Raw genomic sequence first — 15,306 nt, 5'->3', positions numbered from 1 at the left:
TGCGGGGCTGAGGCCAATGCGCGCGATTTAGGGGAATGCCCATGAACAACCGGTCTTTCGGCACTATCGCCGCTACGCTGGCGGCCTTCACCATGATGGCGACGCCGGCCTTTGCCGCCGCGCCTGTGCATCACGCCCGCCACGGTACACCAGCGGCTGGCAGCCTGCCCGCCGATGTCGCACAGAATCGCGGCTGGGGTGGTTGGGGTCGTGGCTGGAACGAAGGCTGGGGTCGCCGTTATCGTCACGATGATGGCGTCAGTGCCGGCGATGTTCTGGCCGGCGTGCTGGTGATCGGCACGATCGCCGCGATCGCTTCTGCCGCCAGCAAGAGCAGCAAGGACAAGCGTGAGCGCGAGCGTGATGATCGCGACCGCCGCGATGACGATGGCTGGCGTTATGGTGACGACCGGCGCGAAGATACCCCTCAGGACTGGGGCCGTTCGCGCTCTCTGGACAGCGCAGTGGACGGCTGTGTTGCCGAGGTGGAGCGTGGCACCAGCAGGGTCGATACCGTCGATGCCGTCAACCGGGATGGCGAAGGCTGGCGCGTCGAAGGGCGCACCAGCAACGGCTCGCCGTGGAATTGCTCGGTCGATGGATCCGGCCGTATTCGCGGGTTCTCGGTCGAAACCGCGCAACCCCTGCGCAACTGATCAGTCCGTCCCTCGATGGCGCTGCCTGCTGCCATAGGCGGGCAGCGCCAGTTTTTTGCGGATTGCCGCCCCGCGCAGGGTAAAGCCTGCGGCCATGGCCACGGACCAGGCGAAATGGCGATCGAGCGAGGATATCGCCGCTGCCAGCGTTGCGGAGAGCGCTGCCGCCGTCACGTAGAGTTCCGGCCGCATCAGGATCGAGGGGCGCCCGGCAAGCACGTCGCGGATAACCCCGCCGACGCAGCCGGTGATAATCCCCATCAGCACGGCGGGAACCATGGGGACGCCAAAGGCGAGCGACTTGGCGGTGCCGATCACCGAATAGGCGGCGAGGCCCGCCGCATCGGCCCAGTCGAGCAATTCGCCTTCCCACCAGTGCGTGGGGGTGAACCAGGCAAGCAGCGCCGTTCCCAGGCACACCGGTGCAACCCAGGGGTCATGAATCCAGAAGACGGGCGCCCCGATCAGCAGATCGCGCACTGATCCGCCGCCAACGCCGGTTACCAACGCAAAGAAGGCCACGGTCACGAAGGTCTGGCGCAGTTGTGCGGCAAGCAGCGCTCCGGTGAGGGCAAACACGGCTATGCCGGCAAGGTCGAGCGCTGCCGGGATCGAGGCGAGAGGGAAATCGGGAGCTGTCATCGCCGCTTCGCCGGAACCGGGCGGAAGGTGACCGGCTTTCCGGCGCTGTCTGACGCCTGGTAGCCGCCGCTAGGTTGCCAGAGCCACTTGCTGTCCATCGATTGCGGATCATTGGCCGGTGCAGCGCGCATCGATCCGGTGAAGTCGATGCCGGAGGCTGTTGCCCGGGCCTTGCCTTGGCCCACCCCGCCAAGCGAGTTGATATAGGTGAATTCCACCTCGGCAGCGGCATGGCTGTAGATGGTCTCGCCGCGATAGGCAGCCTTGCCGTCGATCGTCACAACATGCCGGTCGCGGACGTGCTTGCCGCCGAAGACCTTTTCGAAACAATGGGTGTCGCTCGCGCCCGGGCCGATCGAAGCAACGAAGCACTTGCCGGCCAGCCGGTCGAACATGGCGAGCGACTGGTCCGGCGGGCCGTCCGCCGCAAGAGCCGGGACTGCGGGGGCGAGCGACAGGGCGAAGAGGCAGGTTCGCATGCCGCAAGCATAGCGCAAGGCCGGCTGATTCCTAGCCGGCGCTTGAACATGCCCCCACGGCGATTGACAATCGCGAGGATGCTGGGCTTAATGATCCACACTATATCATAACGGGAGAAGGCCGGTGCGCGATTTCGCCAAGGTCGATTTTTACACCGACGCCGAACTGGTCGAGGAAACGCACGAATACTTCCACTGGCTGCGCGCGCAGGGGCCGGTGACCAAGCTGCCCGGGCGCAACGTCTACGCCGTGACCGGCTTTGACGAGACGATCCAGCTTGCGCTCGATACGGAGCATTTCAGCACGATCAATTCCGTGATCGGCGCGGAAGTGAAGCTTCCCTTTGAGCCCGCCGGGGACGACATTACCGCCGAGCTGGAGGCGGCGCGCAGCAAGATCGAATTCTCCGACCAGATCACTTCGCAGCAGGGAAAACGCCATGCCGACCTGCGCTCGATCCTGGCCCGCCTTTTCACGCCCAGCCGCCTGCGCGAACTGGAGCCGGGGCTGCGTGAAACGGCCGACAGCCTGATCGAGGAATGGGTCGCCGACGGCAAGGTGGAGGTCGCCACGCAATACGGCGGTCCCTATGCCACGCTGGTGATCGCCGACGTGCTGGGCCTGCCCGATGATGTGCGCAACCGGTTCCGCAAGCTTCTGGAAGGGACGGTTCCGGTGAAGATCGGCGCAACGCGCGAAGAAATGATGCAGAACCCGCTCGTGGCGTTGGGCAAGGACCTGTTCAAGATCCTTGCCCGTCGGCGGCTGGCTAACCATCCGCTGATGGCACCCTTTGCCCGCCTGCTCGGCAAGCGGGACGACGTGCTGAATGACGTGGCGACTGCCCGCTTCCCCGATGGGGCCAAGCCGGGTCTGGTTGACATTACCGCGCTGTCTGCCTTCCTATTCGGTGCCGGCCAGGACACGACCAACCGCCTGCTTTGCGCCTGCCTGAAGGTCATCGCCGAACGGCCAGACGTGCAGCAGGCGTTGCGTGACGACCCGAAGAAGATCCCCGACTTCATCGAGGAGTGCCTGCGGCTCGACGGTGCAGTGAAAAGCGGCGGGCGCATCTGCCAGAAGACGACGACGCTGGGCGGCGTTGAGATCAAGGCCGGCACGGTGATGATGTATTCGCCGATGGCCGGAAACCGCGATCCCCGCCGTTGGGAAAGCCCGGACGAATTCCGCATGGACCGCCCCAAATTGAAGGAGCACCTGGCCTTCGGACGTGGCGCCCATACCTGCATCGGAGCCCCGCTGGCGCGCCGCGAGGTGACGGTGAGCCTTGAGCGCCTGCTGGCCCGGATGGGCAATATCCGGCTTTCAGAAGCGCATCACGGCCCCGAAGGCGCGCGCCGCTTCCGCCACGAACCGACCTATGTGCTCAACGCACTGGCCGAACTGCACCTGGAATTCGATCCGCTGCCCGGCTGATCACTTGGCGCGGCGACGCCGGCGGAACAGCAGGATCGCGCCCAGCAACGAGGTTGCCAGCGCCGTGCTGCCCAACGTCCATACCCAGGGGTTGTGCGCGTTTTCCCGGCCTTCGAGGTCCATGATGTGCAGGCCCCAAAGCAGGTCATAGGCGCGCCACCAGCGGGTGCGCAGCGCCAGCACCTCGCCACTCTGCGCGTCGATGTAAAGGTTCGTGCCATCCGCGAAGCTGGCCTGCCAAGATGGACGCGGGCGGCGCAGTTCGAGCGGAGCGGCGTCTGCGGCGAAAGCGCTGATCCCCAGCAGGGCGTGCTTTCCGGCATAGGTCGACGAGGCGATGCGCCGGGCCTCTGCCTCGTCCACCGGGCCAAGCCGTGCTCCGCTGCGGGCATCGAAACGCTGCACGGACTTGTCAGCAGTTGTGACCGTCCAGACCGGACGTCCCGCCTGGTCGACAAGGGCGATCCTGGCGATGCTCCCGGTTGCACGCGGCGCGACAAGCCCTGCGGCATCGACCGGCACGGCAGGCCTGCGCAGGTGCTCTCCGCGCACTTCCTCGATCGGCCGGGCGGCCATGAACAGGCCGCTGGCAAGCCAGAGCAGGACAGGAATTGCGACGATCCACCCCAGCCAGATGTGCCAGCGGGCGAAGCGGCGCATCATGGTTTCAGTCTTCGTCTTCGACCAGGGCCTGAACCTTGTTCAGCACGGCCTGAATGCGTTCCGCTGCCTCGTTGAAGGTTTCGACCTCCTCGCGCGCATTGTTGCGGCCGCGGGCTTCCTTGGCGGCTTCGAGGTAGCCTTCCATGTCCGCTTCGAGAGCATCGACGAGGATTTCGAGCTCATCCTGGTTGAGCTTCAGAGAAACGGTGCTGGACATGGGATTTCCTTCTTAATCGGCTGAGCCATTGCAGGCGCGCTGGGGCGACCCGGCCGCCGGTTAAGGCGCCGGATTGCCATGGCGCACGCGCCCTCGCAATGGCGAAAAGGTCTCAGATGTGGATCGGTTTGCCGGTCACGGCCATGGCGGCTTCCTTGACCGCTTCCGAATGGGTCGGATGGGCGTGGCAGGTATAGGCAATGTCTTCCGACGTGGCGCCGAATTCCATGGCCTGTGCCGCCTGCGCGATCATCGTGCCTGCCACCGAAGCGATGCACCACACGCCCAGCACGCGATCGGTGCGGGCATCGGCGATCACCTTCACGAAGCCATCGGGCTCGTGATTGGTCTTGGCGCGGCTGTTGGCCAGCATCGGGAACTTGCCGACCTTGATCTCACCCTGTTCGCGGGCGGCTTCCTCGGTCAGGCCGACGCCGGCGAATTCGGGCATGGTGTAGACCACGCCCGGGATGACCGCATGATTGACGATGCCGGTGCCGGTGGCGATGTATTCCGCCACGGCAATGCCTTCGTCCTCGGCCTTGTGGGCGAGCATGGGACCGGGAATGACATCGCCGATTGCACGCACGCCGCCGACGCTGGTGCGGAAATCGTGGCCGGTATCGATCTGGCCGCGCGCGTTGAGCTGCAGGCCGATCGCCTCGATGTTAAGGCCCGCCACGTTCGGGCGACGGCCGATGGCGACAAGCACGCAGTCCGCTTCCAGCGTTTCGGCGGCACCGCCCTTGGCCGGTTCCAGCGTCAGCGTTGCCTTCTTGCCCTTGACCACGGCGCCCGTGACCTTGGTGCCCAGCTTCAGCTCCATGCCCTGCTTCTTGAACACCTTGGCGGCTTCCTTGCGGATATCGCCGTCCATGCCCGGAAGCAGCTGGTCGAGGAATTCGACCACGGTCACCTTGGCACCGAGACGACGCCATACCGAGCCAAGCTCCAGCCCGATAACGCCGCCGCCGATCACCACGAGGTGCTGCGGCACCTTGGCAAGCGCCAATGCGCCGGTGGAATCGACGATCACGCCCTTGTCGTTGTCGACATCCACGCCCGGCAGCGGGGTAACGCTCGAACCGGTCGCGATCACCACTTCGCGGGCGGTGTAATCCTTGCCGGCAACCGTGATGGTATGCGCATCCTTGAATGCGCCATTGCCCTTCAGCCAATCGACCTTGTTCTTCTTGAACAGGAATTCGATGCCGCCGGTGAGCCCTTTGACAGCTTCCGCCTTGTCTGCCTGGAGTGCGGCAAGATCGAGTTCGACCTTGCCGAGCTTGACGCCATAGCGGGCGAGCGAGCCGTTGGCGGCTTCCTCGAACTTTTCGGAGCCGTGCAGCAGCGCCTTCGACGGAATGCAGCCAACGTTGAGGCAGGTTCCGCCAAGCGTTTCGCGGCTTTCCACGCAAGCGGTCTTCAGCCCCAGCTGCGCCGCGCGGATCGCGCCGACATAGCCGCCGGGACCGGCGCCGATGAAGATCACGTCATAATCGTAGGTCTGGTCAGCCATGGTCGGCTCCTTACAGGTCGATCAGGAGGCGGGTGGGATCCTCGATCGCTTCCTTGATGATCTTCAGCGCGGTCACGGCTTCGCGTCCGTCGATGATGCGGTGGTCATAGGACAGGGCGATGTACATCATCGGGCGGATGACGATCTCGCCATTGCGGACAACCGCGCGGTCTTCGATGCGGTGCAGGCCGAGCACGGCCGACTGCGGCGGGTTGATGATCGGGGTGGACATCAGCGAGCCGAAGACGCCGCCGTTGGAAATGGTGAAGGTGCCGCCCTGCAGGTCGGTCAGCTTCAGGGTGCCTTCCTTGGCCGCCTTGCCATAATCGGCAATCGCCTTTTCGATGCCCGCGAAGGACAGATCCTGGCAATCGCGCACGACCGGCGTGACGAGACCGTTGGGTGCCGAAACCGCGACCGAGATGTCGACGTAGTCGTGATAGACGATTTCGTCGCCTTCGATGTAGGCGTTGACGGCAGGCACGTCCTTCAGCGCCAGGCAGGCTGCCTTGGCGAAGAAGCCCATGAAGCCAAGGCGCGTGCCGTGCTTCTTCTCGAACAGGTCCTTGTACTTGTCGCGAGCGGCAATAACGGCCGACATGTCGACATCGTTGAAGGTGGTAAGCAGCGCGGCATTTTCCTGCGCTTCCTTCAGGCGACGGGCGATGGTCTGGCGCAGGCGCGTCATCTTGACGCGTTCCCCGTTGCGGCCCCCGGCAGGGGCGGCGGCAGGTGCAGCCGGGGCGCTGGTGGTGGTGGCAGGGGCCGAGGCCTTTGCAGCGGCGGCGGCGATCACGTCTTCCTTGGTGATGCGGCCGTCCTTGCCGGTGCCCTTGATGCTGGCCGGGTCGATCCCGTGCTCAAGAATGGCACGGCGCACCGCCGGAGAAAGAGTGACGGGATCGCCCGCCGGCTCACCGGCCGGAGCGGCGGCAGGCGCAGGCACCGGAGCGACGGCAGGTGCAGCCGCTGCGGCAGCGCCGCTGCCTTCCTCGATGGTTGCGATCAACGCGCCGACCGAGACGTTGTCGCCTTCCTTGGCAAGCTGTGCGCCCATGACGCCGGCAACCGGTGCCATGACCTCGATCGCGACCTTGTCGGTTTCAAGGCTGGCAATGGGCTCGTCTGCCTTGACCGCCTCGCCGGGCTGCTTGAGCCACTGGCCGATGGTGGCCTCGGAAACGGATTCGCCCAGGACGGGAACTTTGACTTCGGTGGACATGGTGTTTCCTCAAGCCTTCTTCTGGCGGCGGATTTCCTTGCGGACGGACAGGCCCAGCGCATCGGCGACGAGCGCGCCCTGTTCCATGGTATGGCGCTTGGCGAGACCCGTGGCGGGCGATGCGCTGGCCGAACGGCCGGCATAGCGGGCGCGGGTGATGCGGCACTTCGCCGCCTCCAGCGCTTCCTCGATCAGCGGTTCGACGAAGAACCAGGCGCCGTTGTTTTTTGGCTCTTCCTGGCACCAGACGACCTCTTCGAGGTTCTTCATGCGCGAAATGCGCAGGGCCAGCGGCTCCCCGGGGAAGGGGTAGAGCTGTTCGAGCCGCAGCACGGTGGTATCGTCCAGCCCTTCGGCATCGCGGGCTTCCATCAGGTCGTAGCCGACCTTGCCCGAGCACAGCACCAGCCGCTTGATCTTGTCATCGGCGGGCGGAGTCCGGTCAGACATGATGCGGCGGAAGTGGCTTTCGCCGATGAAGTCCTCAAGCTCGGACTTGGCCAGCGGGTGGCGAAGCAGGCTCTTGGGCGTCATGATGATCAGCGGCTTGCGGAAGGGCCGGTGCATCTGGCGGCGCAGCGCGTGGAAATAGTTGGACGGCGTGGTGATGTTGCACACCTGCATGTTGTCCTGCGCGCAAAGCTGCAGATAGCGTTCAAGCCGGGCGGACGAGTGTTCCGGGCCCTGGCCTTCATAGCCGTGCGGCAGCAGCATCACGAGGCCGTTGGCGCGCAACCACTTGCTTTCCGAGCTGGCGATATACTGGTCGATGACGATCTGCGCACCGTTGGCGAAATCGCCGAACTGGGCTTCCCAGAGCACCAGCGTCTTGGGGTCGGCGCTGGCATAGCCGTATTCGAAGCCCAGCACGCCGTATTCCGAAAGCGGGCTGTCATGCACTTCGAAGTGGCCATGCGGCACGGTGTTGAGCGGGACGTACTTGTCCTCGTTGGTCTGGTCGACCCAGACCGCGTGACGCTGGCTGAAGGTGCCGCGCCCCGAATCCTGGCCCGAGAGGCGCACTGCATAGCCTTCCGACAGCAGCGATCCGAAGGCCAGTGCTTCGCCGGTGGCCCAGTCGAAGCCGGTGCCGGACCGGAACATCTCGCGCTTGGCTTCCAGCACGCGGTCCAGCGTCTTGTGAACCGTCAGACCTTCGGGAACCGTGGTCAGGGTGCGGCCAAGGCTTTCCAGCAGCTTGCCGTCGATGCCGGTCGGCACGTTGCGCCGCGCGGTTTCGGGATCGACCGGCTTGTTGAAGCCCGACCAGCGACCGCCAAACCAGTCAGCCTCGTTGGCCTTGTAGGTCTTGCCGGCCTCGAATTCCTTTTCGAGGTGGTCGGTAAAGCCGTTGACGATGCCGGGCGCGAAGCCGTCGTCGATCACGCCTTCGCTCACCAGGCGGCTGGCGTAAAGCTCGCTCACCGGCGGATGCTGGCGGATGCGCTGGTACATCAGCGGCTGGGTGAAGCCGGGCTCGTCGCCTTCGTTGTGGCCGAAGCGGCGATAGCACCACATGTCCACCACGATGTCGCGACCGAAGGCCTGGCGATAGTCGATCGCCAGCTTGCAGGCGAAGGTTACCGCTTCCGGATCATCGCCGTTCACGTGGATGATCGGCGCCATCACGCCCTTCGCAACGTCCGAAGGATAGGGCGATCCGCGCGAGAACTGCGGGCTGGTGGTGAAGCCGATCTGGTTGTTGATGATGAAGTGGATGCAGCCGCCGGTGTTGTAACCCTTCACGCCGGAAAAGCCGAAGCACTCCCATACGATGCCCTGACCGGCAAAGGCGGCGTCGCCGTGGATCAGCACCGGCAGGACCTGCTTGTGACGGCCCTTGCCGATATCGTCGCGGAAACGCTGGTAGGCGCGCACCTTGCCCAGAACCACCGGGTCCACCGTTTCAAGGTGGCTGGGGTTGGGCATCAGGCTCATGTGCACCTTGATCCCGTCGAACTCGCGGTCGGTGCTGGTGCCGAGGTGGTACTTGACGTCACCCGAACCGCCGACGTCTTCCGGATTGGCCGTGCCGCCCGAGAACTCGTGGAAGATCACCTTGTACGGCTTGGCCATGACATTGGCGAGCACGTTCAGGCGGCCGCGATGGGCCATGCCGTAAACGATTTCCTTCACGCCCAGCTGGCCGCCGTACTTGATCACGGCTTCCAGCGCCGGGATCATCGATTCGCCGCCATCAAGGCCGAAGCGCTTGGTGCCGACGTACTTCTTGCCAAGGAAGCGCTCGTACTGCTCGCCGCGGATCACGGCGGAAAGGATCGCCTTCTTGCCTTCGGGCGAGAATTCGATGTGCTTGTCGGCGCCTTCCATCCGGTCCTGGAGGAAACGGCGTTCCTCCACGTCCGAGATGTGCATGTATTCAAGGCCCACCTTGCCGCAGTAGTTGCGGCGCAGCGTATCGACGATTTCGCGCACCGTGCCCCATTCGAGGCCGAGGTAGCCGCCCAGGTAGACGCGACGATCAAGATCGGCCTCGGTAAAGCCGTGGTAGGCCGGGTCGAGGTCTGCCGGGATCTCCTGCTTGGCGATGCCCAGCGGGTCGAGATTGGCCGCGAGGTGCCCGCGCACGCGGTAGGTGCGGATCAGCATGACCGCGCGGATCGTGTCCGAAGCGGCGGCCTCGAGCGCGCGCTCGTCCAGCGCGGCACCGGCCTTGGCCGTTGAGGCCTTGATCGCTGTCTTCAGGCTCATGGGGTCGAGCGCCTGGGTCAGATCGTCTTCCGACGCTCCGCCCACAAGCGGCCATGACCGCCGCTGCCAGCTGGGGCCGGGCTGCGGGTCTGCCGGATAGAAATCGTAGCTCTCGTTACCCATGAGTCACCTACAGCGCAGCCGGTTGGCCCGGCCGCTCCAAGTCCGTGTTTTCAGGGCGAGGGCGCTCCCGGGGAGGAAAGCGGCTCATGCCCTGGTTATGCTTGCTCCGGCCTGAAGCGAAGGCTCAGGCAAGTTCCTTAAGCACTTCGACCAGGGTCGTGCCGAGCTCGCTGGGCGAGGGAGAAACGCGGATGCCCGCTGCTTCCATCGCTGCGATCTTGTCTTCCGCACCGCCCTGGCCGCCCGAAACGATGGCGCCGGCATGGCCCATGCGGCGTCCCGGAGGCGCCGTGCGACCGGCAATGAACCCGACCATCGGCTTCTTGCGACCGCGCTTGGCTTCGTCTGCCAGGAACTGCGCCGCTTCTTCTTCCGCCGAACCACCGATTTCGCCGATCATGATGATCGACTTGGTCTCGTCGTCGGCCAGGAACATCTCGAGGACGTCGATGAAGTTGGTGCCGTTCACCGGGTCGCCGCCGATGCCGACCGCGGTGGTCTGGCCAAGGCCGGCGTTGGTGGTCTGGAACACGGCTTCATAGGTCAGCGTGCCCGAGCGGCTGACGACGCCGACCGAACCCTTGGAGAAGATGTTGCCCGGCATGATGCCGATCTTGCACTCGTTCGGGGTCAGCACGCCGGGGCAGTTCGGCCCGATCAGGCGCGACCTGGAGCCGGACAGCGCGCGCTTGACGCGAACCATGTCGAGCACCGGAATACCCTCGGTGATGCAGACGATCAGTTCCATCTCGGCATCGATCGCTTCAAGGATGGCATCGGCTGCGCCCGGAGGCGGAACGTAGATGCACGATGCGGTCGCGCCGGTGACGGCCTTGGCTTCGGCCACGGTATCGAACTGCGGCAGGTTGAGGTGCGTGGTGCCGCCCTTGCCCGGCGTGACGCCGGCAACCATCTGCGTGCCATAGGCCAGTGCCGCTTCAGTGTGGAACGAGCCGGTCGAACCGGTCATGCCCTGCGTGATGACCTTGGTGTTCTTGTTGACGAGAATGGACATCGAAATCGCGCTCCGGGGAGGGAAGTGGGAAAAAGAGAGGGGGGCTTTCGCCCCCCGCTCGTGATCAGGCGAGGCTGCCGTCGATGCCCTTGCAGGCGCCGACCAGTTCCTTGACCGCGTCGATCGAAACCTGGAGGCCGGCCTTGGCGGCATCGTCCAGCTCGATCTCGACAACCTGTTCAACGCCGTCCGAACCGATGATCACCGGCACGCCGACATAGAGGCCGTCGATGCCATACTTGCCGTCGACATAGGCGGCGCAGGGCAGGACGCGCTTCTGGTCGCCCAGGTAGCTTTCGGCCATGACGATGGCGCTGGCGGCCGGGGCGTAGAACGCCGAGGTGCCGAGCAGGCCGACGATCTCGCCGCCGCCAACCGCGGTGCGCTTGATGATCGCGTCGATGCGTTCCTGCGTGGAACGGCCCATCTTGATGAGGTCGGGAACCGGGATGCCCTTGACGGTCGAGTACTGGGCAACCGGCACCATGGTATCGCCATGGCCGCCAAGCACGAAGCTGGAAACGTCACGCACCGAAACGCCGAATTCCTGCGCGAGGAAGGTCGAGAAGCGGGCCGAATCGAGCACGCCGGCCATGCCGACCACCTTGTTGTGCGGCAGGCCGGAGAATTCGCGCAGCGCCCAGACCATCGCGTCGAGCGGGTTGGTGATGCAGATCACGAAAGCGTCGGGGCAGTTGTTCTTGATGCCTTCGCCAACAGCCTTCATCACCTTGAGGTTGATGCCCAGCAGGTCGTCGCGGCTCATGCCCGGCTTCCGGGGGACGCCGGCGGTGACGATGACAACGTCCGCACCCTTGATGTCGGCATAGTCGTTCGAGCCGGTGACGTTGACGTCGAAGCCTTCGACCGGGCCGCACTGCAGCAGGTCAAGAGCCTTGCCCTGGGGCACGCCCTCGGCAATGTCGAACAGGACGACGTCGCCCAGTTCCTTCTGAGCTGCCAGATGGGCAAGCGTGCCGCCGATGTTGCCGGCGCCAATGAGGGCAATCTTCTTGCGAGCCATGTATTGCATTCCCTGTTGCGGGAGAATCTCGCGATAAAGGGCGTGCCGCACTAGTCCCGCTGGCATGACGGTGGCCCGGTTTACGCCGAGTGCCCTAGGCCCCTGCGTGAGGGATTGCAAGTCAGGAAATGGCCAGAATACGGGATTTTTATGCAAATGCGAAGCAGTTGCAATAAGGGCCCAGGCAAGCCTGACCCAGTCTTTCGAAACCAGCCGTGCTGAAGCATCGCAGCGCAAGGCCCGGACTGCACGGCCCGGGGCTTACGGCTGAAACGGAGGGTGGAATTCTGCCGGCAGTGGCCGGAGGTTCAGGCCTGCAGCTGCGCGACCTGGCTTTCCAGACGGCGCGCCATGCGCCGATCAAGCTGGCGACAGATCGCCAGCCAGTGCCGGCCGTTCTGCTCGTCATTGGCGGCAAACGCGGCCACGGCCTCGTTGCGGGCAACGTCGGCTGCGGCCAGTCCGTGCCGCGCGAAGTGAAGCAGCGTGGAACGCAGCACCTGCGGATCGGCCATCAGATCACCGATGGGGCGGCCGTTGTCATTGGCGGCCCGGCTTGGCCCCTTGCGCTCGAACATGCGGGCAAGGATGGCGTCGTTACCGGTGCGGGAAGCGGCGAAGTGCAGGGGCATGTGTGGTTCGGCAGGCTCGGCTGTTTGTCTCTGCAGCCGTGATAGGCCAAGCGCGAAAAGGCTTCCTCTACGCCTATGGTTTACACGTGTTTACTCTCGCCAGCTCAGGTGCCGGGCTGGGCAATCCACTGGCCCGAGTTCTGGTATTCGGGCCGGATGCCCTGGGAATCCGGAAGTTTCTCGCCGCGATAGAGCCGGTCTCCGCCGCGTGCCTGCACTTCGGGGGCATAGCTGGGGGCAGGTGCCGGTCGCGCGGGGGCAAGTCCGCCCTGCGCGGTGGGCACTACGCTGGTCTGGGCGTTCTTGAGGCCCTGTTCGTAAGCTTTCTGGATCAGCAGCGGATCGACTGCCGGATCGGCCTTGCTGGCGGGGATCGAACTGCGCGGGTTCGGCGCGGGGAGGGGTTCGCCGCCAACATAGGCGGTGCGGAACGCCCCCGGTGTGCCGGCAGGCCCATTGAACTTGTAGAACCGGTGCGCGCCGATGGTGCCCAGGTAATGCAGCTTGGGCGCCCAATAGGGATTGACCGCAATGGTGTGATAATGCGTCGCCAGCCCGACCGGGGCATAGACATAGCCCGATAGTGCGGCACGGGCGACGCTCTCTGCCCGCAGCCAGAACATGCGGTGCGGCACGCGATTGAGCGCGCCATCGCAGGTGAACGAGAACTGGCAGCCCGTGGTCCGCTCCGAACCCTGGAACACCACGCCGCAGACCGTATTCGGATAGGATGGATGGGCCACCCGGTTGAGCACCACTTGCGCCACGGCGCGCTGCCCGGCATCCGGTTCGCTGGCGGCCTCGTAATAGATCGCCTGGGTCAGGCAGGTCAGCGCCCGCTGCCGGTCCATCTCGCTGCCGGTCACCCGCATGGACCGCGCCGTGGGACCGCCGAAGGGATCGACTGGCGTCTGCCCGTTTTCATAGTCCCACTGCGCCCCGGTATCGAGCGGCCTGGTCGGCTCGTCCGGTGCAAGATAGTAGAAGGCCGAACCGGGAAAGCTGTCGCCGGTGCGTTCGAAGGGCATGGGTTCAAGCTGGACCTCGGCGCGCCCGGCATTGCCGATGGCGAAGTTCGTCCACTCGCCCGGCGCGGCGATGGCCGGGAAGGCGACTGCCGCCAGAAGGACCGCCGCCCGCTTGCCCACGTGCTGCCGGCGTTGGCGGGCGCCGATGCCGGGCGCGCGCCGACCAAGCCGCGCGGCGAAATCGCGCGGCCGAAGTTCGGCATGGACCGGCATGGTGGCGAACATCGTTTCCTCGCACCCGTTACGCGCTTGCGCGTAAACCGCAGCACCCCTTGCTTGCACGTGCCGAATCCGCACCGTGCCGGAAGGGGACACCCGGCGAGTCTAGGGTAAACCGGTTAATGAACCTTGCTGGCGGAACGAGGCAGGTCAGCGGAAAAATGACCAGTTCTCAAAATTTCCCGCCGAATTTTCGTTACCTTTGACGCAGGTCAAGGTCAGCAGGCGGGCAGGGTCCTAGGCGGGGTGGGCAAGCTCTTCGGAGCTTCCGCTTTCTCCCCGCCTCGAGCGGCTGTCACACGTGAACAGCCGCTCGTTTTTTGTGCGCGCAAGGCGCCGGCGGGATTGGTTGCAGCGATCTTCCGAGCCGATCAGACAGCGGAACTGAAGCGGCGCAGGCTGTCCTGGCGATAGACGTCGAACCGCGCGGCAATGGTCCGCGCATAGGGCAGGCCGGCCGGCGTGATCGACAGCCATTCGCCATCGATTGCCGCAAGGCCGCGTTCGATGAACGGGCGAAGCCCCTCGCGCAGATCGGCCAGCAGTTCGCCGCCGACTTTGGCCCGACCCTGGCAGAGCAGCGCCTCGATGATGGCAGCGCGGGCTTGGTCCTGCGCATCGCGGCGCACGCCCAAAGCGCCCGGCAGGCGATCCTCCGAAAGGATCGAGCGATAGGTTCCGGCGTTCTTTTCGTTCTGCACGATGACATCGGGGAAGCAGCTGATCGCGGTTGCCCCCAGGCCAACGAGGAAATCGGCCCGGTCTTCGGTGAAGCCCTGGAAATTGCGCCGCAGGGTGCCGTTGCGCACCGCCTCGGCCATCGGATCGCCGGGCCGGGCAAAGTGGTCGAAGCCTACCGGGACATAGCCGGCGCGGGTGAAGAACTCGTGGCCGAAGGCGGCCATGGCAAAGCGCTCGTCCTGTCCGGGCAGGGCACTGGCATCGATCCGCTTCTGGCGCGGGATCATGTGCGGCACATGGGCATAGCCGAACAGCGCCACCCGATCTGCCCCAAGCTCGACCGTGCGAGCCAGCGTCGCCTCGAGATCCTCCATCGTCTGCCCGGGCAGGCCATACATCAGGTCGAAGTTCAGCGACGTGATGCCGCCGCGGCGGAGAAGGGCGGTTGCCCGTTCGATCTCCTCATCGGGCTGCACGCGCCCGATGGCCTGCTGCAGGCGCGGCGAGAAGGTCTGCACACCAAGGCTGGCCTTGGTAACGCCGATCACCGCCAGCACGGAAACCCAGGCAGAGGTGAGGTGCCGCGGATCGATTTCCACCGACCATTCGGGCGATTCCAGCGGCATGTGCACTGTCAGCGCATCGGCAAGACGGACAAAGTCGGTCGGCTGCAAGGCGTTGGGGCTGCCGCCGCCAAAGGCAATGCGGCGGATTTCCCCGCGCTTGCCCAGTTTGGCGCCGGTCAGCGCGATATCGTGGTGCAGCGCATCGAGATAGGCTTCTAGCCGGCTGCGCTTGTTCGCCGCCGCCGTGTTGCAGCCGCAATACCAGCAGATCTGCTCGCAGAAGGGGATGTGCAGGTAGAGCGAAACCGCTCCCGATACCTGCGCCAGTGCGGCCAGCTGGTCCTTCTCGCCAACAGAGCCGTCAAACTCCGCCGCCGTCGGGTAGGACGTGTAGCGGGGCACGGGAGTTGCCAGCAGGTCAGGATGGTAGGGCCACATGATGCGACTATCTTGCCGTGAAACCGGAGAGT

14 protein-coding genes are annotated in these 15,306 nt (G+C 65.1%); 2 read left to right on the top strand and 12 right to left on the bottom strand.

Annotation, left to right across the window (positions count from 1 at the left end; all coding sequences use genetic code 11):
• The first annotated feature begins 41 nt into the window (after positions 1-41).
• The gene (locus C0V78_RS14040) at positions 42-656 is read left to right on the top strand and encodes a hypothetical protein (protein ID WP_254049957.1); all 615 of its coding nucleotides are present in this window, start codon (positions 42-44) and stop codon (positions 654-656) included.
• On the opposite strand, the gene C0V78_RS14035 is transcribed toward C0V78_RS14040, so the two are convergent.
• Positions 657-1,298, bottom strand: a complete 642-nt coding sequence (locus C0V78_RS14035) for a trimeric intracellular cation channel family protein (protein WP_101798540.1) — start codon at positions 1,296-1,298, stop codon at positions 657-659.
• Positions 1,295-1,777 (bottom strand): hypothetical protein, encoded by a 483-nt coding sequence (locus C0V78_RS14030; RefSeq protein ID WP_101798539.1) that lies wholly within the window; start codon positions 1,775-1,777, stop codon positions 1,295-1,297. The genes C0V78_RS14035 and C0V78_RS14030 overlap by 4 nt, the downstream gene beginning before the upstream one ends.
• A gap of 124 nt (positions 1,778-1,901) precedes the next feature.
• Here C0V78_RS14030 and C0V78_RS14025 point away from each other — a divergent pair, with 124 nt between their 5' ends.
• Positions 1,902-3,215 (top strand): cytochrome P450, encoded by a 1,314-nt coding sequence (locus C0V78_RS14025; protein WP_101798538.1) that lies wholly within the window; start codon positions 1,902-1,904, stop codon positions 3,213-3,215.
• Here C0V78_RS14025 and C0V78_RS14020 read toward each other — a convergent pair whose 3' ends face one another.
• From C0V78_RS14020 to hemN, 10 genes are all read right to left on the bottom strand, one after another.
• Complete coding sequence (locus C0V78_RS14020; RefSeq protein WP_101798537.1) at positions 3,216-3,878, bottom strand: hypothetical protein; 663 nt, start codon at positions 3,876-3,878, stop codon at positions 3,216-3,218. It abuts the gene before it with no gap.
• Positions 3,879-3,882: 4 nt separating this feature from the next.
• Complete coding sequence (locus C0V78_RS14015; protein ID WP_101798536.1) at positions 3,883-4,095, bottom strand: hypothetical protein; 213 nt, start codon at positions 4,093-4,095, stop codon at positions 3,883-3,885.
• Positions 4,096-4,207: 112 nt separating this feature from the next.
• Complete coding sequence (gene lpdA / locus C0V78_RS14010; RefSeq protein ID WP_101798535.1) at positions 4,208-5,614, bottom strand: dihydrolipoyl dehydrogenase; 1,407 nt, start codon at positions 5,612-5,614, stop codon at positions 4,208-4,210.
• A 10-nt stretch (positions 5,615-5,624) separates the two neighbouring features.
• Positions 5,625-6,836 (bottom strand): 2-oxoglutarate dehydrogenase complex dihydrolipoyllysine-residue succinyltransferase, encoded by a 1,212-nt coding sequence (odhB, locus tag C0V78_RS14005; RefSeq protein WP_101798534.1) that lies wholly within the window; start codon positions 6,834-6,836, stop codon positions 5,625-5,627.
• A 9-nt stretch (positions 6,837-6,845) separates the two neighbouring features.
• Positions 6,846-9,671, bottom strand: coding sequence for a 2-oxoglutarate dehydrogenase E1 component (locus C0V78_RS14000; RefSeq protein ID WP_101798533.1), 2,826 nt, complete (start codon positions 9,669-9,671; stop codon positions 6,846-6,848).
• Between the two features lie 124 nt (positions 9,672-9,795).
• On the bottom strand, positions 9,796-10,686 hold the full coding sequence (sucD, locus tag C0V78_RS13995) for a succinate--CoA ligase subunit alpha (RefSeq protein WP_101798532.1): 891 nt from the start codon (positions 10,684-10,686) through the stop codon (positions 9,796-9,798).
• 64 nt (positions 10,687-10,750) lie between these two features.
• Positions 10,751-11,710 carry a malate dehydrogenase gene (gene mdh / locus C0V78_RS13990; protein WP_101798662.1) on the bottom strand — a complete coding sequence of 320 codons (960 nt, stop codon included), beginning with the start codon at positions 11,708-11,710 and terminating at the stop codon, positions 10,751-10,753.
• 308 nt (positions 11,711-12,018) lie between these two features.
• Positions 12,019-12,342 (bottom strand): hypothetical protein, encoded by a 324-nt coding sequence (locus C0V78_RS13985; protein ID WP_101798531.1) that lies wholly within the window; start codon positions 12,340-12,342, stop codon positions 12,019-12,021.
• A 104-nt stretch (positions 12,343-12,446) separates the two neighbouring features.
• Positions 12,447-13,595: a cell wall hydrolase gene (locus C0V78_RS13980; RefSeq protein ID WP_254049956.1), complete on the bottom strand. Its 1,149-nt coding sequence runs from the start codon at positions 13,593-13,595 to the stop codon at positions 12,447-12,449.
• A 365-nt stretch (positions 13,596-13,960) separates the two neighbouring features.
• Positions 13,961-15,274 carry an oxygen-independent coproporphyrinogen III oxidase gene (gene hemN, locus C0V78_RS13975; protein ID WP_101798530.1) on the bottom strand — a complete coding sequence of 438 codons (1,314 nt, stop codon included), beginning with the start codon at positions 15,272-15,274 and terminating at the stop codon, positions 13,961-13,963.
• Positions 15,275-15,306: the final 32 nt, after the last annotated feature.

Origin of the sequence: Novosphingobium sp. TH158, assembly GCF_002855555.1 — a bacterium.
GTDB lineage: Bacteria > Pseudomonadota > Alphaproteobacteria > Sphingomonadales > Sphingomonadaceae > Novosphingobium.
The sequence above is the reverse complement of the archived record's forward strand: the minus strand, read 5'-3'. Positions and strand labels throughout refer to the sequence as shown.

Coding starts and splice junctions, on each gene's coding strand:
- C0V78_RS14040 (WP_254049957.1), top strand. CDS start 42: ATGAACAACCGGTCTTTCGGCACTATCGCCGCTACGCTGGCGGCCTTC.
- C0V78_RS14035 (WP_101798540.1), bottom strand. CDS start 1,298: ATGACAGCTCCCGATTTCCCTCTCGCCTCGATCCCGGCAGCGCTCGAC.
- C0V78_RS14030 (WP_101798539.1), bottom strand. CDS start 1,777: ATGCGAACCTGCCTCTTCGCCCTGTCGCTCGCCCCCGCAGTCCCGGCT.
- C0V78_RS14020 (WP_101798537.1), bottom strand. CDS start 3,878: ATGATGCGCCGCTTCGCCCGCTGGCACATCTGGCTGGGGTGGATCGTC.
- C0V78_RS14015 (WP_101798536.1), bottom strand. CDS start 4,095: ATGTCCAGCACCGTTTCTCTGAAGCTCAACCAGGATGAGCTCGAAATC.
- lpdA (WP_101798535.1), bottom strand. CDS start 5,614: ATGGCTGACCAGACCTACGATTATGACGTGATCTTCATCGGCGCCGGT.
- odhB (WP_101798534.1), bottom strand. CDS start 6,836: ATGTCCACCGAAGTCAAAGTTCCCGTCCTGGGCGAATCCGTTTCCGAG.
- C0V78_RS14000 (WP_101798533.1), bottom strand. CDS start 9,671: ATGGGTAACGAGAGCTACGATTTCTATCCGGCAGACCCGCAGCCCGGC.
- sucD (WP_101798532.1), bottom strand. CDS start 10,686: ATGTCCATTCTCGTCAACAAGAACACCAAGGTCATCACGCAGGGCATG.
- mdh (WP_101798662.1), bottom strand. CDS start 11,710: ATGGCTCGCAAGAAGATTGCCCTCATTGGCGCCGGCAACATCGGCGGC.
- C0V78_RS13985 (WP_101798531.1), bottom strand. CDS start 12,342: ATGCCCCTGCACTTCGCCGCTTCCCGCACCGGTAACGACGCCATCCTT.
- C0V78_RS13980 (WP_254049956.1), bottom strand. CDS start 13,595: ATGTTCGCCACCATGCCGGTCCATGCCGAACTTCGGCCGCGCGATTTC.
- hemN (WP_101798530.1), bottom strand. CDS start 15,274: ATGTGGCCCTACCATCCTGACCTGCTGGCAACTCCCGTGCCCCGCTAC.